This window comes from Aestuariivirga litoralis (assembly GCF_003234965.1).
In the GTDB taxonomy this organism is placed as follows: Bacteria; Pseudomonadota; Alphaproteobacteria; order Rhizobiales; family Aestuariivirgaceae; genus Aestuariivirga; species Aestuariivirga litoralis.
This window is the reverse complement of record NZ_QKVK01000001.1, coordinates 800,950-827,936: the sequence shown is the minus strand read 5'-3', so window position 1 is coordinate 827,936 and position 26,987 is coordinate 800,950. Positions and strand designations below refer to the sequence as shown.

Below are 26,987 nucleotides of genomic sequence, written 5' to 3'. Positions count from 1 at the left end.
GGGCATGATGAGCCCTGGGAGGTTTGAAGATCAAAATGCATCAACGGGCCTCTCCCATTTTCATCATGGCCGGGCGTGACCCGGCCATCCTTTGCGGGGTCGAAAGGGAAAAGGGTGCCCGGGACAAGCCCGGGCATGATGAGCCCTGGGAGGTTTGAAGATCAAAATGCATCAACGGGTCTCTCCCAGTTTCATCATGGCCGGGCGTGTCCCGGCCATCCTTTGCGGGGTCGAAAGGGAAAAGGGTGCCCGGGACAAGCCCGGGCATGATGAGCCCTGGGAGGTTTGAAGATCAAAATGCATCAACGGGCCTCTCCCTGTTTCATCATGGCCGGGCGTGTTCCGGCCATCCTTTGCGGGGTCGAAAGGGAAAAGGGTGCCCGGGACAAGCCCGGGCATGATGAGCCCTGGGAGGTTTGAAGATCAAAATGCATCAACGGGCCTCTCCCAGTTTCATCATGGCCGGGCGTGTCCCGGCCATCCTTTGCGGGGTCGAAAGGGAAAAGGGTGCCCGGGACAAGCCCGGGCATGATGAGCGGAGGCGTTACGACGCGTTCTTGTATTCCTGCCAGAACTCGTTCCAGTCCTCGAGGCTCTGCTGCTGCGGGATGTTGCGGTAGTGGATGCGGCCATCCTTGATCAGCGTGATCGGGTCGTTCGGCATGCCGTCGACCTGGCCGGTGCGCTGGGCCTCCTTGGGGTCCACCTGGTTGAGCTTGGCGCGGCCGCCCTTGGTGACGCAGAAGGCCGGATAGGCCAGCATGCGGGCCGAGTGCACCTGGCCATCGGGCGACATCATGTACTGGATGAATTTCTTGGCCATGTCGGCCTTCTGGGTGCCCTTGCCGATCGACCAGGACTCGGTGAACTGGATGCCGCCTTCCTTGGGGACGACCGACTTCACCGGGGCGCCGTCACGCTCCAGCACGCCGGTGATCCAGTCGCCGATGCCGGCCATGGCCATCATCTCGTTGTTCTTGAGGCCGTTGAAGGTGCCGCCGTAATCGAAGAAGCCGCCGACCTGCGGCCTGAGCGACATGGTGGTTTCCTTGATCTTGTCCCAGCCGGCCTCGTCCTGGTCCCACAGCTTTGCGCCGTTGCCGTTGGTGAGGCTCATCTGGCCGAGGTTCGGCAGGTGCCAGTCGAAGTGGCCGAGCTTGCCCTTGATCTCCGGCTTCCAGAACACCTTGTAGCTCTGCGCCTCCTCGTCCGAGATGGCGGTGGTGTTGTAGCTCACCCCGAGGTGGCCGAAGCGCACCATCATGGAATAGAGCTTGCCGTCCTTCCAGTGGCCGGGGAACTGCTTGAAGTCGGCATAGAGCATGTCGTCGAAGGGATAATCCGCCGGGTTCAGCTCCTCGATGTAGCCAGCCGCATTGAGCTGCTGCACGAACTCCGCGTCCGACAGGATGACGTCATAGGTGCCGGGGGGCGATTGCGAGATGAGCGCCATCATGTTGTCGCCGCCCGCGTAATACTTGGGCTTGAACTTCACGTTGTTGGCGGCTTCGAACTCGCCCACCACGTCGGGCTCGCCATGGCCGTACCAGGCGAGCATGTTGAGCTCGACAGTGTCGGCCCAGGCGCGGCTCACATAGGGTGTGCAGAGTGCGGTGGTGGCCGCGGCGGCGCCGTATTTCAGCACGTCGCGGCGCGTTGGCTTCAGAACATTGGGCTTGAGGATCTTTGGCATGCGTCTTGTCTCCCTAGGAGCCGGAGGATTGCCGGCGGTTTGTTTCCCACTCCTGACTGCGCATGCCATCATGTCTTGGTGCCGAGGTCCAGCGCGTCATGAAAGAGGCTAGTCCTCTCCCGGGCATTCGGGAAATTTATGCTGCTAATGGATGCATGATGCCCGCTTATCGCGCTGCGGTTGCCCGGGACGGGGCAGGAACGGCAGCCTCGTCCATCCGCGCGATGAGCGAATCAACCAGCATGAGACCGGCGCCGGAGAGGCGCTGGTGCTTGTAGAACAGCCCGATGCGGATCGATTCCATGGCCGGGAAGCCGTCCCGCGAGCTCAGCGTGCGCATGTCCGCGAGCAGCGTCTTGCGGGTGAGTGCCGTGACGCCCAGCCCCGCGCTCACCGCCCGCTGCAGCCCGCCAATGTCGGGCGTCGTGTAGGCGACGCGGAAGTCGCGGCCCTCGGCGCGCAGCGCCGCCGTCATGCGGCGGCGGTATTCGCAGCCCTCGGGGTGGGTGACGAGGGGCACGGGCGCCTGCCTGTTGAGGGTGAAGTCCCTGGCCACGGCCCAGATCGGGCGCTCCTCCCAGCTGCGCACCAGATAGGGGTTTTTCTCGCGCGCAAGCAGTGCAATGACGATGTCGAGCTCGTCGGCATGGAGCAGGTCGAGGAGCTTGCGCGAGAGGTCGCAGGTGATCGACAGCGTGACCTTGGCCTGCTCGCCGGCGAACCCCACGATCGCCTCCTGCAGGAAGGAGACGGAGAAGTCGGTGGGCAGGCCGACACGCAGCTGTCCCTTGGCGGAGCGGCCCTTGAGCTGGGCCACCGCCTCGTCATTGAGCCGCAGCAGCTGGCGGGCATAGAGCGCGAGCGCCTCGCCCTGTTCGGTGAGCTTCAGCTCGCGGCCCTCATGCGCGAGGAGCTTGGCATCGAGCAGTTCCTCCAGCCGCTTCATCTGCAGGGAGATGGCGGGCTGGGTGCGGCCCAGCGCATCCGCCGCGCGGGTGTAGCCGCCGAGGTCGATGACGCTGACGAAGGCCCTGAGCAGGTCGGTGGGAAGGTTGATGGACCGCATTGCCCCTCCTTATGCTGGCATCATCATTATAAATTTCCGTAATTCGTACAAGGCCGTAATTTCGGGGCCATGAAACGCGACGATTTCCGCAAGCTGTTCAAGTCCGTGGGTCCGGCCGTGCTGCCGGTGATCCACGTGACCGACACTGACCAGGCCACGCGCAACGTGCGCGTTCTGGTGGAGGAGGGTGCCCCCGGCTGCTTCCTCATCAACCATGATTTCGGGGTGGAGCGCTTCCTCCCCATCATCGCTCATGTGCGGGCGCGCTTTCCCGCGCTGTGGATGGGCGTCAACTTCCTCGCGGTGACGGGCAGGGATGCCTTCCCGGTGCTGGGGAAACTGGCTGCCGAGGGCGTGGCCGTCGATGGCTATTGGGCGGATGACGCGCGCATCGACGAGCGCCGCTCAGGCGACGACCAGGTGGAGGCGCAGGAGATCGATGCGGCGCTGGCCGCCTCCGGCTGGGACGGGCTCTATACCGGCGGCACCTGCTTCAAGAAGCAGCGCGAGGTGGCGCCCGAACATTATGAATATTCCGCACGGCTCGCCACCGGCTTCATGGACGCGGTGTGCACCTCGGGTGTCGCCACCGGCAAGGCGGTGGACCTCTCCAAGATCGAGACCTTCCGGCGCGCCATCGGGGACGAGGCGATGACGCTCGCCTCCGGCATCACGCCGGAGAATGCGCATCTCTACATGGCCGACGTCGACGGCTTCATGGTGGCCACCGGCATCAACCGCGACGGCGACTTCTACAACATCGAGCCCGCGAAGCTCGCCCGCCTTCTCAAACTCACCCGCACCTATGGAGCCCAGTCATGAGCGCAGTCCACAGCCGCAGCACCGCCGACGAGAAGGGCCCGCGCGATGACCGCTGGTACCTCAACCTCATGGCGCCCAATACCAAGGGGCCGAAATTCGCCTGGCTCGACCCGACCTCGATCTACATCAATGGCGAGGCCTTCCATGACCTGCTCGACGATCTCGTGGCGGACCTCAAGGGGCTGACCATCGACGTGGTCGGCGGGCTCGACGCCATGGGCTTCGTGCTCGGCTCGGCGCTGGCCACCAGGCTCGGCGTCGGCTTCCTGCCGATCCGCAAGGCGGGCAAGCTCTGTGTGGACACCGACAAGGTGAGCTTCTCCAACTACTCCGGCCGCACCCAGGACATGGAGATGCGGACACCCGCCTTCGCGAAGGGCACCAAGGTGCTGCTCGTCGACCAGTGGGTCGAGACCGGCGGCACCATGGATGGCGCCATCCGCCTCGTCGAGCGGCAGGGCGGCACGGTAGTGGGCCTCGCGGCAGTGGCGATCGAGGAGAATGCGGCGACCGATGCCTATCGCGCCAAGTACCGCTGCGTTTCCGGCGTGGTGCAGGGCAGCCGCTGGCAGAGGGAATGCAACGCCCAGAAGCTCGAGAGCTTCAAGAGCTACAGGCCGGAGCTGGTCTTCCCGCGCATCCGCTGATGCGGCACCGCGCCACGGGGTTGCGGCGGGCCGTTGATTCACGTCCGTGTTGCAGTATGGTGCGCGAACCGGGCGGCAACCGTCGGTAATGTGTGACATGCAGCAGGTTGCTGCATAGAACGACCCTGCCCGGGGCGGACGCGGTCCGCAGGTTTGTGGCAGAGGAGTTTCGCATGGCCCGCCGGTCCGCCCACCACCTTCCCTTCGAGCGCGTCGCCCTGCTGCTGCAGGGTGGGGGTGCACTGGGGTCCTACCAGGCGGGCGTCTACCAGGCGATGGCCGAGGGCAAGGTGCATCCGGACTGGGTCGCCGGGATCTCGATCGGGGCCGTCAACTCCGCCATCATCGCCGGCAATGCGCCCGAGCGCCGGGTGGAGCGGCTGCGCGACTTCTGGGAGACGGTGACGGCACCGCCGCTGGGCGCCTTCGGCCTGCCCTACAACCCCTTTCTCAAGAACCTCGACGAGCACACCCACCGCCTGCTGAACCAGACGCGGGCCTTCGGCATCATGATGATGGGTGCCCCCGGCTTCTTCGCGCCACGCCCGCCGATGATGCCCTTCCTGCCGACGACACAGGCAGGCGAGGTGAGCTACTACGACGTCTCGGCGCTGAAGGAGACGCTGGAACGCCTCGTCGATTTCGACCGCATCAATGCGCAGGAGATGCATTTCGGCGTCGGCGCCGTCAACGTGAAGACCGGCAACTTCATCTATTTCGACAATGCGACGACGAAGATCGGGCCCCAGCACGTGATCGCCTCGGGCGCACTGCCGCCGGGCTTTCCGGCCGTGGAGATCGATGGCGAGTTCTACTGGGACGGCGGGCTCGTGTCCAACACGCCGCTGCAGTGGATGCTCGACCAGCGCCCGCGGCTCGACACGCTGGCGCTGCAGATCGACCTGTGGAGTGCCAGGGGCGAGCTGCCGCGCGACGTGATCGAGGCGGATTCACGCGTGAAGGACATCCGCTATTCGAGCCGCACGCGCGCCGCCACCGACCAGTACAAGCGTGCCCAGAAGCTGCGCCTCGCGGTGGCCGAGGTGCTGAAGCACATTCCGCCCAAGCTGCGCGATGCGGACGAGGTGAAGCTGCTGGCGGCGGAGGCCGACGACAAGATCTGCAACATCGTGCAGCTGATCTACCACACGCGGAGCTATGAGGGGATTTCGAAGGACTTCGAATTCTCCCGCCGCACCATGGAGGAGCACTGGGAGGCCGGCTACCGCGACGCCCTGCGCGCCATGCAGCACCCGGAGGTGCTGAAGCGTCCGACGCGCGAAGAGGGCGTGCAGGTCTTCGATTTCTCCACACCCTGAGCCTTTCCGAGGAGACCATCATGAAGCAAGACGACGTCAAGGCCCGCGCCTTCGCCATGCCGCTGACGAGCCCGGCCTACCCGATCGGGCCCTACAAGTTCTACAATCGCGAATACCTGATCATCACCTACCGCACCGACATCGAGAAGCTGCGCGCCGTGGTGCCGGAGCCCCTGAAGGTGGACGAGCCGCTGGTGAAATACGAGTTCATCCGCATGCCGGATTCGACCGGCTTCGGCGACTATACCGAAAGCGGGCAGGTGATCCCCGTGAGCTTCGAAGGCCGCAAGGGCGGCTACACGCATTGCATGTTCCTCGACGACCATCCGCCGATTGCCGGCGGGCGCGAGCTGTGGGGCTTCCCCAAGAAACTCGCCAATCCCAAGCTGAAGGTGGCGACCGACACGCTGATCGGCGAGCTGCGCTATGGCCCGCTGCCGGTGGCGGTGGGCACCATGGGCTACAAGCACCGCGAGGCCGACCTCGCGGCGGTGAAGGCCTCGATGGAGGTGCCGAACTGGCTCCTCAAGATCATTCCGCATGTCGACGGAACCCCGCGCATCTGCGAGATCGTGGAGTATTACCTCACCGACATCAACCTCAAGGGTGCGTGGACGGGGCCGGCCCAGCTCGAGCTGTTCCACCACGCGCTGGCGCCGGTAGCCGAGCTGCCGGTGCTGGAAGTCGTTTCCGCCACCCACATCCTTGCCGACCTGACGCTGGGGCTGGGCAAGGTGGTGCATGATTATCTGAAGTAGGAGAAAGAACATGGATCTGAAGGACAGGGTCGCGATCATCACGGGTGCGGCGAGCGGCATCGGCAAGGAGATCGCGTTCCGCCACGCTGAGGCCGGCGGCATTCCGGTGATCGCCGACCTGAACCTCGACCAGGCCAATGCCACGGCGGAGGAGATCAAGGCGAAGGGCGGACAGGCCTTCGCCGTTGCCATGAACGTGACGGATGAAGACCAGGTGGAGAAGGGTGTGGCCGATACCGTTGCCAAATATGGCAAGGTGGACATCCTCGTCTCCAATGCCGGCATCCAGATCGTGCATCCGCTGGTGGATTTTCCCTTCGCGGAATGGAAGAAGCTGCTGTCGATCCATCTCGACGGCGCCTTCCTGACGACGAAGGCCTGCCTCAAGTACATGTACAAGGCCAATTACGGCCGCGTCGTCTACATGGGCTCGGTGCATTCGCACGAGGCCTCGAAGCTGAAGGCGCCCTATGTGACGGCGAAGCACGGCCTTTTGGGCCTTGCCCGCGTGCTGGCCAAGGAAGGGGCGGAGCACAATGTGACGGCCAACGTGGTGTGCCCCGGCTTCGTGATGACCCCGCTGGTCGAAAAGCAGATCCCCGAACAGGCCAGGGCGCTCGGCATCTCCGAGGCCGACGTCGTGTCGAAGGTGATGCTGAAGGACACTGTGGACGGCCAGTTCACCACCGTCGACGACGTGGCCAATGCGGTGCTGTTCTTCGCCGGCGCCACGTCGAACGTCTATACCGGCCAGTCGCTGGTGGTGAGCCACGGCTGGTTCATGCAATAGAACCGAAGGCGAACGCGGGGCCTGCGGCGAAAGAATCCGGTGGATTGAATCGCCCGCGGCCCCGCTTCGCGCTGCAACCGCGCGGCAAGAGCGGGTAGAACGACCTGTACGTGAAGTTAAGGGGTGTAGGATGGCAACGGGCGTAGGCCGCTCCGTTCTGCTGGGGCTGGCGCTGGTCGCGCTGCTGGCAGGCTGCGACGACAAGAAGACGGAGGCGCCGAAAAAGCAGCCGGTGCCGGTCACCTACGTGGAAACGAAGGCCGAGGACGTGCCCGTGACCTTCGATTTCGTGGCGCAGACGCAGTCCTCGCAGCAGGTGCAGATCTACGCCCGCATCAATGGCTTCCTCGACAGCCAGAACTATGCCGACGGCGCGCTGGTGAAGGCCGGCGACGTGCTGTTCAAGCTCGACCAGAAGCCGCAGATCGCCGAGCTGCAGGAGGCGGAAGCGGCGCTGCAGCGCGACATCGCGGCGCGCGAGGTGGCGCGCGCCAACCTTGCCCGGGTGCGGCCGCTGGCCAAGCTCAACGCGCTGTCGCAGAAGGACCTCGACGATGCGCAGGGCCGCTTCGACGAGACCTCCGCCACGGTGGACGGGGCGCAGGCGACGGTGGACCGCGCCAAGCTGAACCTGTCCTACACCATCATTCCCTCGCCGATCGACGGCTTCGCCGCGGCGGCGAACCAGATGGTGGGCACCTATATCAGCCAGGCCAATGCCAACCTCACCTCGGTGTCGCTGGTGACGCCGATGTGGGTGAACTTCAGCCTGTCGGAAAACCAGCTGCTCGACCTTCGCAACCAGAGGCTCGCCGGCACGCTCAGCTGGCCGCCGACGGATGACATCACCGTCGACCTGATCCTGCCCGACGGCAAGACTTTCCCGCACCAGGCGAAGGTGACCTTCACCGCGCCCTATTACAACCCGCAGACCGGCACCTTCCAGATCCGCGGCACCTTCGACAACCCCGACGCGGCTCTCAAGCCCAGCCAGTATGTCACCGCGCGGGTCAAGGGCTTCTCGCGGCCCAATGCCATCCTCATCCCGCAGCGCGCCGTGCACCAGGGCGAGACGGGGCATTTCGTGTGGGTGATCGACAAGGACAACATGGCCGAGTTCCGCCCGGTGGAGCCCGGAGACTGGCAGGGCGACAACTGGTTCATCACCTCGGGGCTGAAGCCCGGCGAGAAGGTGATCGTCGACGGCCTGGTCTTCGCGCCCAAGACGGACGTCTCCGGCAAGCCGCTCGCCGCAGCAGCGTCCCCGTGAGGCGCTGAGGCATGCTGTCCGACATCTTCATCAAGCGCCCGGTTCTCGCCACCGTCCTCGGCATCATCATCGTGATGGTGGGCGGCATCTCGGTATTCGGCCTGCCGATCCAGCAATACCCGACGATCGCGCCGGTGCAGATCCAGGTGACCACCGTCTATGCCGGCGCCAATGCCGAAACGGTGGCGGCCTCGGTGGCAGCGCCCATCGAGGCGCAGATCAACGGCGTGCCCGACATGCTGTACATGACGTCGACGAGTTCCGCGTCGGGGCAGATGACGATCAACGTCTATTTCAAGGAATCGGTCGACCCCGACATTGCCCAGGTTCTGGTGCAGAACCGCGTCAACCTGGCGACGCCGCAGCTGCCGGCCTCGGTCAACACCTATGGCGTCACCGTGCAGCAGCAGTCGTCGAACGTGCTGATGATCATCGCCATCACCGCCGATGCCGGGCGCTATCCGCTGACCTATGTGACGAATTTCGCCAACCTGCAGGTGCTGAACGCCATCCAGCGCATCGACGGCGCGGGCCAGGCCACCATGTTCGGCGACCCGAACCAGGCGATGCGCATCTGGCTCAACCCCAACCGCATGGCCTCGCTCGGCATCTCGGCGCCGCAGGTGGCCAATGTCATCAAGAACCAGAACCAGCTGATCGGCGCGGGCCAGCTCGGCCAGCCGCCCAACGACAAGCCGGTGGTGCAGACCTTCCCGATGACGGTGCAGCAGCAGTTCACCAAGCCGTCGGAATACGAGAACCTGATCCTGCGAGCCAACAGCGGCGACGGCAGCGCCATCGTCAGGCTGGGCGACGTCGGCCGCGCCGAGATGGGCTTCCAGCAATATCTCTCGACCAACCAGATCAACGGCCAGAACACCGCGCTGATCGTGGTCTACCAGCAGCCGGGCGCCAATGGCATCGACGTGTCGAACCAGGTGCGCCAGACGCTGCTGAACCTCAAGCCGCTGTTCCCCGCCGGCATCAACTACACGATCGCGCTGGACACCACCGACTTCGTGCGGCTCTCCATCAAGGAAGTGGTGAAGACGCTGTTCGAGGCGCTGATCCTGGTGATCATCGTGATGTATGTCTTCCTGCAGAGCGTGCGCGCCTCGGCGATTGCCACCACGGCGATCATCATCTCGATCACCGGCACCTTCGCCGGCATGCTGGTGCTGGGCTTCTCGCTCAACCTGCTCACCCTGTTCGGGCTGGTGCTGGCCATCGGCCTGGTGGTCGACGACGCCATCGTGGTGATCGAGAACGCCACGCGCAACATCGAGGAAGGCGGGCACGACCCGCAGGCGGCGGTGCACAAGGCCATGGCGGAGGTGACGGGCCCGGTCATCGCCACGGTGCTGGTGCTGGCGGCGGTGTTCGTGCCGGCGGCCTTCATCAGCGGCCCGACGGGACAGCTCTACAAGCAGTTCGCCATCACCATCGCGGTCTCGGTGGCGATCTCGGGCTTCGTGGCGCTCACCGTGACGCCCGCCATGGCCGCCCTGTTCCTGAAGCCCGGCAAGCCGGTGCAGCGCGGGCCCTTCGCCTGGTTCAACGCCGGCTTCAAGAAGCTGGAGAAGGGCTATGGCAAGACCATCGCGCTGGGCATCCGCGGCTGGCTCGCCGGCCTCCTGGTGTTCGGCGGCATGATCTATTTCACGGTCGACCTGTTCCGCGTGCTGCCGACGAGCTTCGTGCCCAACGAGGACCAGGGCTATGTGCTGACCATCTATGCCCTGCCGGACGCCGCGAGCCTCGACCGCACCCAGGACATGGCGCAGCACATCGACAAGATGTTCGCCGACGACCCGGCGGTGCTCTACCGCATCTCGATTGCCGGCTATTCGCTCGTCGACAGCCAGTACCGCAACAACTACGGCACCATGTGGGTGCAGCTGAAACCCTTCGAGCAGCGTCCGACTCCCGACCTTTCGGCCGATGCGGTGATCAAGCGCTTCATGGCCAAGGCGGGAAGCATCGACAAGGCCTTCACGCTGGCCATCAACCCGCCCTCGATCCCCGGGCTTGGCACCCAGGCGGGCTTCGACTTCTGGCTCATGAGCACCGGCGACCAGACGGCGGCGGAACTGCAGGACGTCACCCAGAAATTCATGGCGGCGGCGAAGCAGCGGCCGGAACTGGCGGGGCTGTCGACCGGCTACCGCGCCACCGGGCAGCAGTTGAAGCTCAACATCGACCGCGACAAGGCGCTGCTGCTGGGCGTGCCGCTGGGCGACCTCTACTTCACCATCCAGTCGCTGTTCGGCTCGGCCACGGTGAGCCAGTTCACCGAACTGAACCGGGTGTGGAACGTCATCGTGCAGGCCGACTCGCAATATCGCGCGACACCCGCTGACCTGACCACGGCCTATGTGACCGGCGACAAGGGCCAGCAGGTGCCCCTCTCGGCACTGGTGACGCTCGACTACGAGCCCGCACCCACGCTGGTGTCGCATTTCAACGGCTTCCAGGCGGCGCAGATCACGGGCGACGCCGCACCCGGCTATTCCTCCGGCCAGTCGCTGCAGGCGATGAAGGACGTGGCGGCCGACGTGCTGCCGCAGGGCTATACCTATGGCTGGTCGGGCCTTGCCTATTCGCAGGAGGAGGCGGGCAATTCATCGGCCATCGTGTTCATGTTCGGCATCATCCTCGTGTTCCTCATCCTCGCCGCGCAGTATGAATCCTGGTCGCTGCCCGCCGCGGTGATGACCACCGTGCCCTTCGGCGTTCTGGGCGCGCTCATCGCCACCTATGGCCGCGGGCTCGACAATGACGTCTATTTCCAGATCGGCCTTCTCCTCATGGTGGGCCTTGCCGCCAAGAACGGCATCCTCATCGTCGAGTTCGCGGTGGAGAAGCTGAAGGAGGGCAGGACCGTCACCGAGGCCGCGGTGGAGGCGGGCGAATTGCGGCTCCGCCCCATCATCATGACCTCGCTCGCCTTCATCTTCGGCACCATTCCCATGGCCATCGCCACCGGGGCGGGCGCCAATGCGCGCCACTCGATCGGCACCGGCATCATCGGCGGCATGGTCGGCGCCTCCACCCTGGCGCTGCTCTTCGTGCCGATCTTCTTCTACCTGTTCAAGAAGGGCTGGCAGAAGCGCGAGGCGGAGATCCTCAGGGAAGAGCAGCCGCCGCCCCCGCCAGCACCGCAGGAAGGATCGCCCGCATGATGATCGCGCGCCGTTCGTTCCTCGGCCTGCTGGGCCTCGCCCTCGCCGGCTGCACCGTGGGGCCGGACTACATCAAGCCTGACGTCGCCTCGCCGGAGACCTTCCGCTACCAGATCAAGACCGGCAAGAGCTATGCCAACGAAGGCTGGTGGCAGCTGTTCAGCGACCCGGTGCTGCACAGGCTGGTCAACCAGTCGCTGGCGCAGAACTGGGACATCACCATCGCCACGGCGCGGGTCAACGAGGCGGCGGGCATCCTCGTCACCCGCGGGGCGCCGCTCTATCCGCAGGTCGGCTACAGCGGCATCGCCCAGCGCGAGCGCCTGTCGGACGAGTTGGCGGGCGCCACCTCGAAGATCTCGCCCAACCCGCAGAACCTCTATGAGCCGCTGTTCACCGCCTCGTGGGAGATCGACCTGTGGGGCCGCATCCGCCGCCAGCAGGAGGCCGCACAGGCGAACCTCGTGGGCGCGGAGGAAGCACGCCGCGGCGTGATCCTGACGCTCGCCTCGGCGGTTGCCACCACCTATTTCAAGCTGCGCGCGCTCGATGCGCAGCTCGTCGTGTCGCGCGGCACGCTGGCCAACTACGGCAAGCTGAAGAAGCTGTTCGGCGAGCGCTTCAAATATGGCCAGGTGTCGGAAGTCGTGGTGGCGCAGATCACCGCGCAGTATGAGACGGTGGCTGCCTCGATCCCGCTGATCGAGGAGGAGATCGCCAAGACCGAGAACGCGCTCTCGGTGCTGGTCGGCGATTATCCGCATGCCATCACGCGCGGCGTGCCCTTTGCCGCCATCAGGCTGCCGAAGGTGCCCTCCGACCTGCCCTCCGACATGCTGCGCCAGCGCCCCGACATCGCCCAGGCCGAGCAGGAGCTGATTGCCGCCAATGCCCGCATCGGCGCGGCCATGGCGCAGTATTATCCGCAGGTGTCGCTCACCGGCAGCCTGGGCGTGGCCAGCGGTGCGCTGTCCAACCTGCTCACGGGGCCTGCCGGCGTGTGGGCCGTTGCCGCCAACCTGATGGGCCCGATCTTCGATGGCGGCGCCATCAAGGGCCAGGTGGAGGCGACGGAAGCGCAGAAGATGGCGGCGCTTGCCAATTACGTGAAGACCATCCACGTGGCCTTCCAGGACGTGGCCGACGGGCTCGTCGGCTACCAGAAGTCGCTGCAGTCGCTGGCGGCGCGCAACCGCGCGGTGACGGCGCTCAAGACCACGGTGCGGCTGTCCTTCCTCAAGTTCGAGGAGGGCCAGGAGAGCTACACCACGGTGCTGACCGCCGAGAACGACCTCTATTCAGCCCAGCTCGAGGCCATCAACACGCGCTTCCGCGCCTTCTCCAGCCTGGTCGACGTCTACAAGGCGCTGGGCGGCGGCTGGACGCTGGACGTGGGCCCCGATCCGGCGCTGGCCACCTCGCCGCAGCAGGCGCGCGAGTCGGCGGCCCAGGCAACCGGCGGCTGATCGCCATTCTGCCGCATTGGCACGGGATTTTGCACTGCGGGATGAAGCCTGTATAAGGCGGCCCGACACCGACCCAACGACCCTGCAAGCAAGGATTTTCCCGTCATGCGCGCCACCACCCTCGCTCTCGCCCTCGCCACGCTCATCGCCCTGCCGGTGGCGGCCCAGGCCGACGACATCAGCGACTGCAACAGCGACCAGCCCGACACCGCGATCATCGGCTGCACCCAGCTGATCCAGGGCGGCAAGGCCAGCGAGGAGGCCCTCGCGGTGGCCTATTTCAACCGCGCCAATGCCTTCGACGACAATGGCGACCATGACGGCGCCATCGCCGACTACACCCAGTCGATCAAGCTCAATCCCGACTATGCCCAGAGCTACTTCAACCGCGGCCTGTCCTATGTCGACAAGCAGGACTATGACAGCGCGCTGGCGGACTTCGCGCAGGCCATCAAGCTGAAGCCGGATTTCGCCAAGGCCTATTACGGCCAGGGCCGCGCCTATGAGGCCAAGGGCGACCTGCAGCAGGCGCTGGCGAGCTTCGAGGAGGCGGCCAAGCGCGTGCCCAACAATCCCTCCGTGCAGAAGAAGATCGCCGATATCAAGCAGCAGCTCGGCCAGTAACCGATGACCGGGGCGGGCAGCGGCACCGGCAAGGGGCTTTCGGCCAGCGGCGGCATGCTGCTGGTGTCCACCGTGATCATCGTGCTCGCCGCCCTGTCATGGGGCGAGATGGTGTTCGCGCCGGCCGCCTTCGCAATATTCATCGTCATGGCAGTGTGGCCGATGCAGGCCTGGCTGCAGGCGCGCATGCCGCGCATGCTGGCGATGCTCATCACCATTGCCGCCACGCTGGTGGCGATCGCCCTGCTGCTGCTGGTCTTCGCCTGGGGCATCAGCGTCATCGGCCAGTGGCTGGTGGGCAATGCGGCGCGCTTCCAGACCATCTACCAGGCAGCGGCCGACTGGCTCGAGGGCCACGGCATCGCGCTGGCGGGTGCCGTGTCCGACACCTTCAACATGACCTGGGTGGTGCGCTTCGTGCAGTCGCTGGCCGCCCGGCTGAACGGGCTTGCCGGCTTCGCCACGCTGGTCTTCGCCTTCGCCGTGCTGGGCCTCCTCGAGGTGGAAAACCTCGCCAGCCGCCTGAACAAGGCAGGACGCCGCTTCGGCGGCATCGACATCGTGGCGGCGGGGCGCGAGACGGCGGGGCACTTCGGCAAGTACATGGTGGTGCGCAGCATCGCCAGCGTGACAACCGGTGCCGCGGTGTGGCTCGTCGCTTGGGCGGTGGGGCTCGAGCATCCGGCGGCCTGGGCGGCGATCGCCTTCACCCTCAACTACATCCCCTTCCTCGGGCCGCTGGTGGCCACGCTGCTGCCCACGGTGTTTGCGCTGGTGCAGTTCGAATCGCTGCAGGTGGCGGTGGTGGTGCTGGTGGCGCTCACCGTGGTGCAGTTCGTCATCGGCAGCTATCTCGAGCCGGTGTTCACCGGTTCCACCCTGTCGATCTCGCCCTTCGCGGTGATGTTCGTGGTGTTCCTGTGGAGCATGCTGTGGGGCCTCACCGGGGCCTTCATCGGCGTGCCCATCCTGGTGGCGGTGATGACCGTGTGCCGCCAGATCCCCGCCATGCGGTGGTTCACCGTCATGCTCTCCGGCGGCAAGGGCTGACGGGCAGCCCCCGCGTCAGCGCGGCAGCCTGAGCGAGGCGGGGCGCGGGTCCTGCAGGCCGGGCAGGCCAGCAAACTGGTCCTCCGGCGGGCCGCCGCTCACATAGGTGAAGCCGACCCGGTCCTTCGCCCGCCAGCCCGCCTGCACGTTGTGCGACAGAAGCGAGGGCAGGAAGCGCACCTGAAGGCCGCTGCCCAGCCGGGTGTGCTCGGGAAGGCTCACCTCCACCCAGTCCTGGCCCGCCGCCATGACACAACCGACATGCAGGCGCTTGCCCACCTCATCCACGATTTCGGCAAAGCGCATGGCGAGGTGGCGAACGGGATTGGCAGGGAAGCTTTCCATGGTGTTCTCCTTTCCGGGACCACATGCTGCACATTCGTAAGCCACTTAAGTATTATGTTCAATCAATCTTAAGTAATTTTACATTGAACTGACGTTTAAAACCCAGTCAAATCGCGGAAATCGCCGGGCAATTGCCCGAGAAAAAAATGTTTGTCACGTCGAAATCGATATTTCGGGGCGAGTATTTCTCATCTCGCTTGAGACATTTCCTCATGCAGGACAGTTTTTCTGAATCTCTTGGAAAATCGGACCGTGTGAGTTGCGCCGGAGCAGACTTATCTGCAACCCTTGCTTCATGACTTGATGCGAAAACGAAGCTGGGATTCCGCCGCGCCATGGACAGGCGGGTTGATCATATAGTGAGTGCGTGAATGACAAAGACGGTCGCAGTCATCGGGGCCGGCCCCGCCGGCCTGACGGCGGCTTATCAGCTCGCCAAGGCGGGCGTGGCGGTGGAGGTGTTCGAAGCGGGGGACGCGGTGGGCGGCATGGCCCGCTCGATCCCGCTGTGGGGGCAGATCGTCGATCTCGGGCCGCACCGCTTCTTCAGCAGCGATCCGCGCGTCAACCGGCTGTGGCTCGAGGTGCTGGCCGGCGACTATGACATGATCAGCCGGCTCACCCGCATCTATTACGACCACACCTTCTTCCATTATCCGCTGAAGCCGCTCAATGCACTGGCCGGGCTCGGGCCGGTCGAGGCCGCTGCCTGTGTCGCCAGCTATCTCAGCGCCCGCATAAGCCCGCCGGCCGATACCTCGGGCTTCGACGGCTGGGTGACGAGCCGCTTCGGGCGGCGGCTGTTCGAGATCTTCTTCAAATCCTACAGCGAGAAGCTCTGGGGCATTGGCTGCGACCAGCTCGACGCCGACTTCGCCACCCAGCGCATCAAGAAATTCTCGCTCTCGGAGGCGATCCGCTCGGCCTTCGGCGGCGGCAAGGGCGGCAGGCACAAGACCCTCGTCGACGAGTTCGCCTATCCGCGGCTGGGTGCCGGCATGCTGTATGAGCGCATGGCCGAAAGGCTGGCGGCGCTGGGCGGCAAGCTTCACCTCAGTGCCCCGGTCGAGGCGGTGCTGCCGCAGGGCGAGGGCCACGAGCGGCCCCGGCTGCGCTTCGCCGATGGCACGGAGCGGAGCTTCGACCACGTGATCTCCACCATGCCGCTGACCCTGCTGGTGCAGCGCATGGGGGCGCCGGACGAGGTGGTTGCGCATGCCCGCGCGCTGCGTTTCCGCAACACCATCCTGGTCTATCTGCGCGTGGCCGCGGCGGCGCTGTTCCCCGACCAGTGGATCTACATCCACGCCAAGGAACTCAAGACCGGGCGGGTGACCAATTTCAGCAACTGGTCGGCCGGCATCCGGCAGGGCGAGGCCGACACCATCCTGTGCCTCGAATACTGGTGCTATGACGAAGACCCGATCTGGCGCGAGGATGACGCGAAGCTGATCGCGCTGGCGACGCGCGAGATCGCCGCGACCGGCCTCGCGGCGGCAAGCCAGGTGACGGCCGGCCACGTGCTGCGCGTGCCGAAGTGCTACCCGGTCTATGCGCGGGGCTACAAGGCGCACCTGAAGCCGGTGGAGGCCTATCTCTCGGGCGTGCCCGGCATCACCGCCATCGGCCGCTATGGCGCCTTCAAGTACAACAACCAGGACCACAGCATCCTGATGGGCCTGCTCGCCGCCGAGAACGTCGCCAGCGGCACCCGGCACGACCTGTGGTCGCTCAACACTGATTACGAGTACCAGGAGGCAAGCCGCATCACCGCGACCGGCCTGCAGCTGGGCCCATGAAGGCCCAGTCACTCGCCATCTTCCTGCGTTACACCGCCATCAGCGCGCTGGCGCTGGTGCTCGACTATGGCGTCTACTGGATGCTGGCCTCCTCCGGCAGGCTCGGCGTGGGGCTGGCCGCGGCGGTGGGCTACAGCTGCGGGCTGGTGCTGGCCTATGTGCTGATGTCGGCGCGGCTGTTCCGTGGCGGCTGGCTTGCCGGCCGCAAGCCGGCCGAGGTCGCACTCTTCGCGGTATCGGGCCTGATCGGCGTGGTGCTGAGCTATGCCATTACCGAGGCCTATGTCGGGCTCATCGCCGACAATCTGCATGCCGCCAAGATCGCGGCCACGCTGGTGAGCTTCGTGGTTGTCTATGCCTTCCGCAGATACGTGGTGTTCCGGCCCGCGGCGGAAGCGGCGCAGTGAAGCCGTGACGGCGGCCCGCCCGCCTGCGCCCCATGCCCTGGTGCCGGCCCTTGCCGCGGCGGCGCTGTTCCTCGCCGTGCAGGTCATCCTCGCCGGGCAGCACGAGATGTGGCGAGACGAGCTGCAGGCCTGGATGCTGGCACGTGACAGCGCCAGCCTCACCGAGCTGTTGCAGAACCTGCGCTACGAGGGCCACCCGGCGCTGTGGCACCTGCTGCTCATGCCGCTGACGCGGCTGTCCGACGGGCCCGAAGCCATGCAGGTGCTGCACGTGCTGATCGCCACCGGCACGGTCTACCTCGTGATGCGCCATGCGCCCTTCGGCCTGGTGGTGCGCGTCCTGCTCTGCCTTAGCTATTTCCTGTTCTATGAATATGCCCAGCTGGCCCGCAACTATGCGCCGGGCGTGTTCCTCGCCTTTGCCTTCTGCGCGCTGTTTCCGGCGCGCCGCCGCCATGTGCTGGCGCTGGCCGCCCTGCTGTTCCTGCTGGCGCAGACCAGCGTGTTCGGCACCTTCCTTGCGGCGGCGCTGGGTGCTGCCCTGCTGGTCGAGGAGCTGCTCGCCAGGCAGGCCGCAGGCAGGGCCTGGCGCCTCACGCCACGCGTGGCCGCGGCGGCGCTGATCATCCTTGCGGGACTGGCGCTGGCCGTGGTGCAGCTGCGGCCGCCTGCGGATTCGGGCTTTGCCACTGCATGGTACTTCGGCTTCGAGACGGAGCGGCTGCGCCTGCCCTTCGTGGCGCTGATCGACGGTTACCTGCCGTTCCCGCTGCCAGGACCTGGCTACTGGAACGAGGTTGCCATGCGTGCGCACCCGGCGCTCGGGGCGATTGCGCTTCTGGCGGTGCTGCTGGCAATGGCCGTGTTCATCGCAGGGCTGCGCCGCCGACCGGCAGCCCTGGTGGCCTTCCTGCTGGCGACCATCGCCTGCCTGGCATTCTTCTATGTGAAATATCCCGGAAGCGTGCGCCACCACGGCATCGTGTTCATCGCGCTCGTGGTGGCGCTGTGGATCGCGCCATCCTGCACGGCCACCGGCGCAGGCACGGCCGCAGGCCGGTGGCAGCGCGCCAGCGCGGTGCTGCTGTTGCTGATCCTCGCCGGGCAGGCGGCAGCGGGCCTCACCGCGGCGCTGCTCGACTGGCGCTATCCCTTCTCGCAGGCCAAGGCCACGGCGGGCTTCATCAGCCAGCATGCGGGACCCGCCGACATGCTCGTCGGCGCCGCCGGGCCCGCCGCCTCCGCCGTGGCGGGCTATCTTCACCGGCCGGTCCATTACCTCGAGTCCGGCAGCTTCGGCACCTTCGTGCGCTGGGACAACCGGCGCAAGCCGGTCAGGGACGTGACCCTGCCCGCCGCGCTGGTGGCGCGGCTCGACGCCACCAACCATATCTTCCTCATCGCCAACCGCGCGCTCGACCTGGCGCCACCGGGGCTGAAGGTGCGGCTGGCCTTCGCCTCGGGCGAGGCGGCGGTGCCGGATGAGGGCTTCTTCGTCTACGAGATCAGCCGCTGATCGGCAGGCCCTGGCCTTCCGCCTCATGCCAGCCGAGGAAGAAGGACTCCGCCGCGGCGAGGGAGCGGAGCGCCGTGGGGCTGAGGCCTTCCGCCATTTCGCCGAAGCAGGCGCCGCGCAGGCCGAGGACGAAGCCCCTGGTGCGGGCCCCGAACAGCAGCCGGGCGAGCGCCAGCGCATCCGGCGGGCTGACCGAGTGGCTTCCCAGCGACTGGCCCCCGGCCTCCTCGATCGCGCGGAAATAGAAGGGCTGATCGGCATCGAGTGCGGCATCGGCAAAGACCACGGTGGCGGCCGAGGCGATGAGCAGGGCATGCTCCACCGTGAGCTGGTAGTCGATTTCGACGGTGACGCCGGGAAGCTCACGCGCCGCGATGCGGCGGGCGAGGGCGGGGCCCAGCCCGTCGTCGCCGCGGCCGGGGTTGCCATAGCCGATGAGCAGCGTGCCGGCCGCCATCACGCGCCGCGGGTGGCGCGGTCGACGAGCTGGCCGGACGCGTCGAGGAGTTCGACCGCAAGCGGCATCTGGCCCAGCGCATGGGTGGCGCAGGACAGGCAGGGATCATAGGCGCGGATCGCCACCTCCACCTGGTTCAGCATGCCCTCGGTGATCTTCTCCCGGCCGGAGAGATGCTTAACCGCCACGTCCTTGACGGCGCGGTTCATGCCCTCGTTGTTGTGGGTGGTCGAGACGATGAGGTTGCAGAAGGTGATCTGGTCGTTCTCGTCCACCCGGTAATGGTGGATCAGGTTGCCGCGCGGCGCCTCGATGACGCCGATGCCCTCGCAGCGGCGCTCGCCCGTGGCGACGAGGTCGGTGCCCTGCAGGTCCGGGTCGATGAGCAGCGCGTGGATCTTCTCGACACAATGAACGACCTCGATCATGCGGGCCCAGTGCGAGGCAAGCGTCGCGTTGTTGGGCGCGCCGCCGGTGACGGCGCGCAGCTCACGGTGCGCGGCGTTGGCGAGCGGCGTGTCGATGAAGCGCGCGGTGTTCATGCGCGACAGCGGGCCGACGCGGTACCAGCCACTCTCCGGCCCCAGTTCGCGGATGAAGGGGAACTTCATGTAGGACCAGCTGCGCACGTCCTCCACCAGCAGCTTGTGGTAGTCGCAATAGTCGACGCCGTCGAACAGGCTGCCGCCCTCTGCGTCGATGGCGCGCAGCCGGCCATGATAGAGGTCGAGTGCGCCGTCACCCTCGCGCACCAGCGACATGTGGTTCGACGGGAAGCTGCCGAAATCCGCCACCAGTGCGGCATGGTCCAGCGTATAGTTGCGGGCGATGGCAAGCGCCTCCTGCGCCCAGGCCGTCATCTCGCCGATGCGGGCGAGGAGGCGGTCGCGGACATCGATCGGAAGGTTGCGGTTGATGCCGCCCGGAATGGCGCCGGTGCCGTGGATCTTCTTGCCGGCCGTGGCCTCGATGATCTCCTGGCCGAACTGGCGCATCAACACTGCGCGGCGGCCCAGTTCCGGCTGCTCGCGCAGGATCTCGAAGATGTTGCGCCGCGCGGCGGGTGCCTCGAAGCCGAACAGCAGGTCGGGGGCGGCGAGGTGGAAGAAGTGCAGCACGTGGCTCTGCATCACCTGGCCGTAATGCATCAGGCGGCGCATCTTCTCCGCCGTGGGCGGCAGCACGTCGACGCCGGCGATCTGGTCCATCGCCTTCGCCCCGGCGAGATGGTGGCTCACCGGGCAGATGCCGCAGAGGCGCTGCACGATGACCGGCACCTCCCAGTAGAAGCGGCCATGGATGAAGCGCTCGAAGCCCCTGAACTCGACGACGTGCAGCCGCGCCTCCTCCACCTCGTTGTCGCGGTTGAGGTGGATCGTCACCTTGCCGTGGCCCTCGACGCGGGTGACGGGTGAAATCTCGATGAGGCGGGGTTCGGCCATGGCGGGCTCTCAGTCGAAGTGGACGATGTGCGGGTCGAAGCCCTCGAACTTCCCCGCCAGCAGCTGCACCAGCGTCTCGTAGATGATGTCGCCCGAGGGTGCGCAGCCGGGGATCTGGTGGTCGATCTTCACCACCGCCGAGCATGGATAGACCTTGTCGAGGAGCAGCGGCAGGGCGGGGTCGTTGGGAATGACGTGGGTGGCGTTCTCGACATAGGGGCTCAGCACATAGGCCTCCTCCAGGCATTCGCGCAGCGGGTCGTCGGAATGCATGATGGCGTTGCGCATGGCGGGAAGCCCGCCGGTGATGGCGCATTGCCCGAGTGCGATCAGCACGTCGCAGTTGCGGCGGAAGTCCTGCAGCACATGGACGTTCTCCTCGTTGCAGCAGCCGCCCTCGATGATGCCGATGTCGCAGCGCTGCGTGAAGTGCTTGAGGTCGTTCAGCGGCGAGCGGTCGAACTCCACGTGCTTCAGCAGCTCGACGAGGCGGAGGTCGATGTCGAGCAGCGCCATGTGGCAGCCGAAGCAGCCGGCGAGCGACACGGTGGCGACGCGGGCCTTGCGCGGCGCAGTCACCGGCGCTTCTCCTCGATCGCCTCGCCGATGATCTGGCGGTCGAACGCGCGCGCGCCGATGGGCAGGCGGAAGCCGACGCGCTTGACGATGATGCAGCCCACCGGGCAGACGCCGCCGGAGATCGCGTGGTCGCTCACCGCGGCGTCGGTGTGGGCGAGGTCCTCGCCATTGACCGTGATGCGGCGGTGGATGCCGCGGCCGCAATAGCCGAAGACGCCCTTGTGATCGACATCCTCCGAGGCGCGGATGCAGCGGCCGCAGCTGATGCAGCGGTTGGTATCGAGCGCGATGCCGGGGTGGCTGGCATCGACCGGCCGGGTGGGCTCGAGATAGGGGAGCTTCGTCGGCTCCACCATGCCGAGGCGATAGGCCATGGCCTGCAGCTCGCAATTGCCGCTCGCCTCGCAGACCGGGCAGATGTGGTTGCCCTCGTGGAACAGCATCTCGACGAGGCTCTTCCGCATCGCCTGGATGTGCGGCGTCTCGCTTTCGACAACGAGGCCCGGGGCGGCCGGCTGGGTGCAGGCGGCCACGCTGCGGCCCGCCGCCTTCACCGTGCAGACCCGGCAGGAGCCCTGGTGGCGCAGGCCTTCATGGTCGCAGAGGCGCGGGATGTAGATCCCCGCCGCATCCGCCGCCTCCATGATGGTCTGGCCGGGCTGCGCCGTGACGCTGGCGCCGTCGATGGTGAAGGTGAAGTCCTTGTCGGTCATTGGCTGAAGTCCCGGTCATAGACGAAGGAGCGCCGCCTCGCGATGCCGCGCGCCGTCTCGATTGCCGACTGGATGTCGAAGCTCGCTTGCTGGCCGTCCTGCGCCGGCCGGGTGACGGCGGCATAGACCAGCGGGAAATGGCTGAGCGTCGACAGCACGGGGTTGGGCGAGGTGGTGCCGAGCCCGCAGCGGCTGGTTTCGATGATGGTGGCGGAGAGGGTGCGGAGTTCCTCCACGTCCTCGGCGCTGGCGTGGCCGTGGCGGAACTTGGCGATGGCCTGGCGCAGGAACACGTTGCCCACCCGGCAGGGCGTGCAGTAGCCGCAGCTCTCGTGCACGAAGAAGGCGAGGTAGTAGTCGACGATCTCGAGGATGTTGCGGCTGCCGTTGAACACGATGATGGCGCCACCGGTGGCGAGGTCGTCGAAGCCCAGGCGGCGGTGGAAGCTGTCGCGCCCGATCATCACGCCGCTGGGACCGCCGACCTGGACGGCCGCCGCGTCCTCCGCCCCGGCGAGCGCCAGGAGTTCGCCTACGGTGATGCCATAGGGCAGTTCATAGACGCCCGGCGCGCGGCAATCACCCGATACGCTGAACAGCTTGGTGCCGTGGCTTCCCGCCGTGCCCATGGCGAAGTACCAGTCCGGACCGAGGTCGAGGATGCGCGCGGCGTGGCACAGCGTCTCGACATTGTTCACCACGGTGGGGAAACCCAGATAGCCGCGCTGCACGGGGAAGGGCGGGCGCGTCTTCGGTTCGCCGCGCAGCCCCTCGCAGGAGCTGATGAGGGCGCCTTCCTCGCCGCAGACATAGGCCCCGGCGCCAAGCTGCAGGCGGATGTCGAAGTCGAAGCCCCCGCAGCCGAGGATCGCGTGGCCCAGCAGGCCCGCGGCGCGGCGCTCGGCCAGCACCGCCTCCAGATGGTCGCGCAGGTAGACGTATTCGCCGCGCAGATAGAGGATGCCCTCGGCTGCGCCGATGGCGCGGGCGGCAATCGTCATGCCCTCGAACAGCAGGTGCGGCCTTTCGGTGAGCAGCACGCGGTCCTTGAAGGTGCCGGGCTCGCCCTCGTCGGCGTTGCAGATGACGACGCGGCGCGAGGCCTCCTCGCGTGCCGCCATCTCCCATTTGCGGCCGGTGGCGAAGCCCGCACCGCCGCAGCCCCGGAGGCCGCTGGCGATGATGGCGGCAATGATCGCCCGCGGTTCCATGGTCGCCGCACGGCGCAGCCCCGCCTCGCGCGGCACCTCGCCCAGCAGCACCGCGCCGGGCGCGCGGATGTTGCTCGCCACCTGCGCATGCACGCGTTGCTGCGGGGTCAGGCCCGCGAAGTGCGGGCTGACGAGATCATGGAGCGGCTTGCCCGCCTTCAGGTGGCGGGCTGCGTGGCGGGCCGTCTCGGGCGTGAGGGAGGTGAGCACGATGTCGTTGACCATGGCCGCCGGCGCCTGGTCGCAGAGGCCGATGCAGGGCGTCACCTCGAGAGACACGGCGCCATCGGCGGTGGTCTCCCCAGCGCTGATGCCAAGCTCGTCCGTGACGGCGGCGAGCACGGCGTCGAGGCCGGCATGGCGGTCGATGATGTCATCGCACAGCCGGATGATGACCTTGCCCTTCGGTTCGAGCGACAGGAAGGAATAGAAGCTGGCGACACCCCTGATGAAGACCGGGGTGAGGCCGAGGCTGGCGGCGAGGCGCTCCACCGCGGCGGGTGGAATCCAGCGGCAGCGCTCCTGGATGGCGAGCAGCATGTCGAGCAGGCGGTGGCGGTCGTGGCCGGTGGCCGCTGCGGCCTCCTCCGCGACCGCTGCGATGGCGTCTGCCTGGTGGTCAGCCTGCCCGTTCACCCCGTCCTGCCTCGCCGTGCTGCCTGTCGTCGGGTGAGGTTAGCCCAAAGCCACGCGCCGGGCCAGTGACCGCGGCAGGTGCCGCGCCACCCCGCATCAGGCGAAGGGGTTGCGGCTGGCGAGCCTTGCCCAGATGAGCTTCGGATGCATGCGCGCGAAGCGCGGCGCCGGGGCCGGCGCGCGCGCTGCCGTCATCGCCTTGCCGTGCCATTCGAAGCGCGAGCCGGCGCAGCCGGCGATGAAGACGACGGGCAGCAGTGCATCACGCAGCAGGATGGCGGCGATGGAACGCGGCCAGCCGGCGATGCGCAGCAGCAGCAGTTCCGGCGCGTACCACAGCGCGAGGAAGAGCGGCGCGGCGAGCGGCGCGGCGAGGCCGAGGAGGTGAAGCCCCGCGAGCAGGGCCGCGAGCGGCGGCAGGCTGCCCGCCAGCACCTCGGGCGCGAAGAACAGCGGGAAGCTGGCGCGCCGCAGCCGCGCCCAGCGCACCTGGCGCTTCCACACCTGGCGGGCGCTGCGCGGGCCGACGAGCTGCGGGAAAGGACCGGCGAGGCGGATTCGCTGGCACCTGGCGCGCATCATGCGGGTGGCGGCGGCATCCTCGGCGGGTTCCGAGGCGAGCTGCGCGAAGCCGCCATGGTCGAGGTCGGCGCGGCGGAAGAACAGCGTCTTGCCCTGGGCGAAGCCGCGGCCCAGCGTGTCCACCGCATATTGCATGCGCGCCTGGTAGGAATTGAGGAAGGCGCATTCGAGCTCGGCCCAGAAGCCGTCAGGTGCGAGGCCCACCGGCGGTGCGGACACCATGCCGGCACCGGCCTCGAGGGCCGCGACCAGCTGGTCGAGATAGTCCGGCGGGGTGAGCACGTTGCTGTCGACGAAGACGACATGGGCGTGGCTCGACTGGTGGAAGCCCTTGGCCATGTTGTTGAGCTTGGGGTTGGCGCCGATCGCATCCTCGCCGATGAGCAGGCGGGCGGCGCGGCCCTCGTGCTCTGCCAGGAGGCTGCGCACGAGAGGGAGTACCGGGTCGGCGGCATCTGCCACGCAGAACAGGATCTCGTAGTCCGGGTAGGCGATGGCGAAGCTCGAGCCCAGCGTCTGGCGCGAGAAGGGCTCGAGCCCGCACAGCGGGCGCACCACGGTGATGGGCGGGCGGTGCCGCGGCGCTGCGGCGGGGCGGTTCCTGCGGCAGCGCCACATGGCGATGACGCTCGAGATGATCTGGATGGCGAGGGCCGCGGTGGCAAGGCCCAGGCAGGCGAATCCGATGACAGACATGAAATTCCCGCTACCCGGGGCGATTGACGGTTGGATGACGGTGTCGCTCCGCCGTCATCGCGGCAGCGTGGCATAGGCCAGGCCCTGCCGGCGGCGGCGCGGCGTGATGGTGCCGCAGGGCACGAGCCAGGATTCGAACAGGTCGGCGCAGGTCTTCCAGCTGAAGGCGCGCGAGCCCTGCTCGACCACCCCGCGGTCCAGCGTGAGGGCGCGCTCCACCGCATCCTCCAGCCGGCCGGCGATGATGCCGGTGACGCCGTTGTCGACGACATCGAGCGGGCTCGGCGCATTGTAGGCGGCAACCGGCGTGCCGCAGGCCATGGCCTCCAGCATGACGAGGCCGAAGGTGTCGGTGCGGCTCGGAAACACCATGACGTCGGCGGCGGCATGGGTGCGGGCATAATCCTCGCCGTGGCGGAAGCCGAGGAAGCGGGCCTCGGGCGCCAGCTTCTCGAGGCGCGCGCGTTCCGGGCCGTCGCCGACCAGCACCTTGGTGCCCTTCACCCTGAGCGCGATGAAGTCGTCGATCCCTTTCTCCACCGCCAGGCGTCCGGCATAGAGGATGATGGGGCGCGGCAGGCCGAGGTGGTCGCGCGGGTAGGGCCTGAACAGGCCGTGGTCGACGCCGCGCGTCCAGATCTTCACATTGGTGAAGTTGCGCCGGTCGAGTTCGGCGCCGATCGACTTGGTCGGCACCATGACCGCCTGGCTCGGCGCATGGAAGCGGCGCAGCACCTGCCAGCCGAGGCTGAGCACGCCGGGCAGCGGAATGCGCGCCGCGGCATATTCGGCAAAGCGCGTGTGGAAGCCCGTGGTGAACTTCAGCCCCGCGCGCAGGCAGACGCGTCGCGCCGTCCAGCCCAGCGGCCCCTCGGTGGCGATGTGGATGACGTCAGGCGCGATGGCGGCGATCTCGGCCTCCATCGCCGCCACGCTGGTGTGGGTGAGCGTGATCTCGCGGTAGAGCGGCAAAGGGCGTGACGGGCGGCCCTCGGGGTTGATGGTGCGGACGTCGTGGCCCTTGGCCCGGAGTTCGCAGATCAGGGCATTGAGGGTTCGGACGACACCGTTAACCTGCGGGGACCAGGCGTCGGTCACGATCAGGATGCGCATGGGTCTGTTCCGTGATCTGGGCGATGCGGGGATTGTTCCAGTTGAGGATCTCGAAGCTCCCGTCCCGGTGCTCGACGAGGGCGGTGCAGCTTTCCACCCAGTCGCCGTCATTGAGGTAGTGGATGCCGTCGATCATGCGGTCGTCGGGAGTGTGGATGTGACCGCAGATGACGCCGTCGCAGTTGCGCGCGCGGGCATCGCGCACCACCGCCTCCTCGAAATGCGAGATGAACTCGACGGCCTTCTTCACCCGGTTCTTGAGATAGGCGGAGAGCGACCAGTAGGGCAGGCGGAGGAAGCGCCGCGCGCCGTTCAGCACCTTGTTGAGGTCCATCGACACCTCGTAGGCGGTGTCGCCCAGCTTCGCGAGCCAGGGCGCGAAGCGCACCACGCCGTCGAACTTGTCGCCGTGCAGCACGAGGTAGCGCTTACCCCTCGCCGTGATGTGGACGGTCTCTTCGAGCACCGCGACGCGGCCGAAGCGCAGGTTCAGGAAGTTGCGGAAGTTCTCGTCGTGGTTTCCCGGAATGTAGACGAGCTTGGTGCCCTTGCGGGCCTTGCGCAGCAGCTTCTGGATCACGTCATTGTGCTGCTGGTCCCAGTACCAGGCCTTGCGCAGCGACCAGTTGTCGATGAAGTCGCCGACGATGTAGAGCTGGTCCGACTCGGTGGCGCGCAGGAAGTCGAGCAGTGCCGTCGTCTGCGCCCGCCTGGTGCCGAGGTGAAGGTCCGAGATGAAGATGGCGCGATAGTGCCGGGGCGTGGTGGGGGTCTCGAGCATCTCTCTGCCTTGTGGCCTCGTCG

At 66.9% G+C, this 26,987-nt stretch carries 24 protein-coding genes; 13 read left to right on the top strand and 11 right to left on the bottom strand.

Annotation, left to right across the window (positions count from 1 at the left end):
• Nucleotides 1–544: 544 nt before the first annotated feature.
• Together DK847_RS03980 and DK847_RS03975 are read right to left on the bottom strand one after the other, a co-directional pair.
• A complete protein-coding gene (locus tag DK847_RS03980) occupies nt 545–1,693 on the bottom strand; it encodes a polyamine ABC transporter substrate-binding protein (RefSeq protein WP_111196280.1) in 1,149 nt (382 codons plus the stop codon).
• 166 nt (nt 1,694–1,859) lie between these two features.
• Nucleotides 1,860–2,759, bottom strand: coding sequence for a LysR substrate-binding domain-containing protein (locus DK847_RS03975; RefSeq protein ID WP_111196279.1), 900 nt, complete (start codon nt 2,757–2,759; stop codon nt 1,860–1,862).
• Nucleotides 2,760–2,828: 69 nt separating this feature from the next.
• Here DK847_RS03975 and DK847_RS03970 point away from each other — a divergent pair, with 69 nt between their 5' ends.
• The 10 genes from DK847_RS03970 to DK847_RS03925 all read left to right on the top strand — a co-directional run bounded on the left by DK847_RS03970 (nt 2,829) and on the right by DK847_RS03925 (nt 14,687).
• A complete protein-coding gene (locus DK847_RS03970) occupies nt 2,829–3,581 on the top strand; it encodes a BtpA/SgcQ family protein (RefSeq protein ID WP_111196278.1) in 753 nt (250 codons plus the stop codon).
• Nucleotides 3,578–4,228, top strand: coding sequence for a phosphoribosyltransferase family protein (locus DK847_RS03965; protein WP_111196277.1), 651 nt, complete (start codon nt 3,578–3,580; stop codon nt 4,226–4,228). The genes DK847_RS03970 and DK847_RS03965 overlap by 4 nt, the downstream gene beginning before the upstream one ends.
• Nucleotides 4,229–4,401: 173 nt before the next feature.
• The gene (locus DK847_RS03960; RefSeq protein WP_111196276.1) at nt 4,402–5,547 is read left to right on the top strand and encodes a patatin-like phospholipase family protein; all 1,146 of its coding nucleotides are present in this window, start codon (nt 4,402–4,404) and stop codon (nt 5,545–5,547) included.
• Between the two features lie 20 nt (nt 5,548–5,567).
• Nucleotides 5,568–6,305, top strand: coding sequence for an acetoacetate decarboxylase (locus tag DK847_RS03955; RefSeq protein WP_111196275.1), 738 nt, complete (start codon nt 5,568–5,570; stop codon nt 6,303–6,305).
• Between the two features lie 10 nt (nt 6,306–6,315).
• Complete coding sequence (locus DK847_RS03950) at nt 6,316–7,095, top strand: 3-hydroxybutyrate dehydrogenase (RefSeq protein WP_111196274.1); 780 nt, start codon at nt 6,316–6,318, stop codon at nt 7,093–7,095.
• 130 nt (nt 7,096–7,225) lie between these two features.
• Nucleotides 7,226–8,365 (top strand): efflux RND transporter periplasmic adaptor subunit, encoded by a 1,140-nt coding sequence (locus DK847_RS03945; RefSeq protein WP_111196273.1) that lies wholly within the window; start codon nt 7,226–7,228, stop codon nt 8,363–8,365.
• An 11-nt stretch (nt 8,366–8,376) separates the two neighbouring features.
• The gene (locus DK847_RS03940; protein WP_111196272.1) at nt 8,377–11,547 is read left to right on the top strand and encodes an efflux RND transporter permease subunit; all 3,171 of its coding nucleotides are present in this window, start codon (nt 8,377–8,379) and stop codon (nt 11,545–11,547) included.
• Nucleotides 11,544–13,013, top strand: coding sequence for an efflux transporter outer membrane subunit (locus tag DK847_RS03935; protein WP_111196271.1), 1,470 nt, complete (start codon nt 11,544–11,546; stop codon nt 13,011–13,013). Before DK847_RS03940 ends, DK847_RS03935 begins: the two co-directional genes overlap by 4 nt.
• A gap of 105 nt (nt 13,014–13,118) precedes the next feature.
• On the top strand, nt 13,119–13,637 hold the full coding sequence (locus DK847_RS03930; protein WP_111196270.1) for a tetratricopeptide repeat protein: 519 nt from the start codon (nt 13,119–13,121) through the stop codon (nt 13,635–13,637).
• A 3-nt stretch (nt 13,638–13,640) separates the two neighbouring features.
• Nucleotides 13,641–14,687 (top strand): AI-2E family transporter, encoded by a 1,047-nt coding sequence (locus tag DK847_RS03925; protein WP_111196269.1) that lies wholly within the window; start codon nt 13,641–13,643, stop codon nt 14,685–14,687.
• Between the two features lie 15 nt (nt 14,688–14,702).
• On the opposite strand, the gene DK847_RS03920 is transcribed toward DK847_RS03925, so the two are convergent.
• Nucleotides 14,703–15,032 (bottom strand): hypothetical protein, encoded by a 330-nt coding sequence (locus tag DK847_RS03920; RefSeq protein ID WP_111196268.1) that lies wholly within the window; start codon nt 15,030–15,032, stop codon nt 14,703–14,705.
• Between the two features lie 371 nt (nt 15,033–15,403).
• On the opposite strand from DK847_RS03920, the gene DK847_RS03915 reads away from it, so the two are divergent.
• Genes DK847_RS03915 through DK847_RS03905 form a run of 3 tightly spaced genes read left to right on the top strand, consistent with a single transcriptional unit; the run spans nt 15,404 to nt 18,754 of the window.
• On the top strand, nt 15,404–16,831 hold the full coding sequence (locus tag DK847_RS03915; protein WP_111196267.1) for an FAD-dependent oxidoreductase: 1,428 nt from the start codon (nt 15,404–15,406) through the stop codon (nt 16,829–16,831).
• The gene (locus DK847_RS03910; RefSeq protein ID WP_111196266.1) at nt 16,828–17,238 is read left to right on the top strand and encodes a GtrA family protein; all 411 of its coding nucleotides are present in this window, start codon (nt 16,828–16,830) and stop codon (nt 17,236–17,238) included. Before DK847_RS03915 ends, DK847_RS03910 begins: the two co-directional genes overlap by 4 nt.
• Before the next feature lie 4 nt (nt 17,239–17,242).
• The gene (locus DK847_RS03905; RefSeq protein WP_111196265.1) at nt 17,243–18,754 is read left to right on the top strand and encodes a hypothetical protein; all 1,512 of its coding nucleotides are present in this window, start codon (nt 17,243–17,245) and stop codon (nt 18,752–18,754) included.
• On the opposite strand, the gene DK847_RS03900 is transcribed toward DK847_RS03905, so the two are convergent.
• The 8 genes from DK847_RS03900 to DK847_RS03865 all read right to left on the bottom strand — a co-directional run bounded on the left by DK847_RS03900 (nt 18,744) and on the right by DK847_RS03865 (nt 26,964).
• Nucleotides 18,744–19,211, bottom strand: coding sequence for a hydrogenase maturation protease (locus DK847_RS03900; protein WP_111196264.1), 468 nt, complete (start codon nt 19,209–19,211; stop codon nt 18,744–18,746). The two genes, DK847_RS03905 and DK847_RS03900, sit on opposite strands and share 11 nt — an antisense overlap.
• A complete protein-coding gene (locus DK847_RS03895) occupies nt 19,211–20,653 on the bottom strand; it encodes a Ni/Fe hydrogenase subunit alpha (RefSeq protein ID WP_111196263.1) in 1,443 nt (480 codons plus the stop codon). The genes DK847_RS03900 and DK847_RS03895 overlap by 1 nt, the downstream gene beginning before the upstream one ends.
• Nucleotides 20,654–20,662: 9 nt before the next feature.
• Nucleotides 20,663–21,232, bottom strand: a complete 570-nt coding sequence (locus tag DK847_RS03890) for an NADH-quinone oxidoreductase subunit B family protein (protein ID WP_245414509.1) — start codon at nt 21,230–21,232, stop codon at nt 20,663–20,665.
• The gene (locus tag DK847_RS03885) at nt 21,229–21,945 is read right to left on the bottom strand and encodes a 2Fe-2S iron-sulfur cluster-binding protein (RefSeq protein WP_111196262.1); all 717 of its coding nucleotides are present in this window, start codon (nt 21,943–21,945) and stop codon (nt 21,229–21,231) included. The genes DK847_RS03890 and DK847_RS03885 overlap by 4 nt, the downstream gene beginning before the upstream one ends.
• Nucleotides 21,942–23,792, bottom strand: a complete 1,851-nt coding sequence (locus DK847_RS03880) for an NAD(P)H-dependent oxidoreductase subunit E (RefSeq protein WP_204508221.1) — start codon at nt 23,790–23,792, stop codon at nt 21,942–21,944. The genes DK847_RS03885 and DK847_RS03880 overlap by 4 nt, the downstream gene beginning before the upstream one ends.
• 96 nt (nt 23,793–23,888) lie before the next feature.
• Nucleotides 23,889–25,070, bottom strand: a complete 1,182-nt coding sequence (locus DK847_RS03875; protein ID WP_111196261.1) for a glycosyltransferase — start codon at nt 25,068–25,070, stop codon at nt 23,889–23,891.
• A 54-nt stretch (nt 25,071–25,124) separates the two neighbouring features.
• Nucleotides 25,125–26,183 (bottom strand): glycosyltransferase family 4 protein, encoded by a 1,059-nt coding sequence (locus DK847_RS03870; RefSeq protein WP_111196260.1) that lies wholly within the window; start codon nt 26,181–26,183, stop codon nt 25,125–25,127.
• The gene (locus DK847_RS03865) at nt 26,140–26,964 is read right to left on the bottom strand and encodes a UDP-2,3-diacylglucosamine diphosphatase (protein WP_111196259.1); all 825 of its coding nucleotides are present in this window, start codon (nt 26,962–26,964) and stop codon (nt 26,140–26,142) included. Before DK847_RS03865 ends, DK847_RS03870 begins: the two co-directional genes overlap by 44 nt.
• Nucleotides 26,965–26,987: the final 23 nt, after the last annotated feature.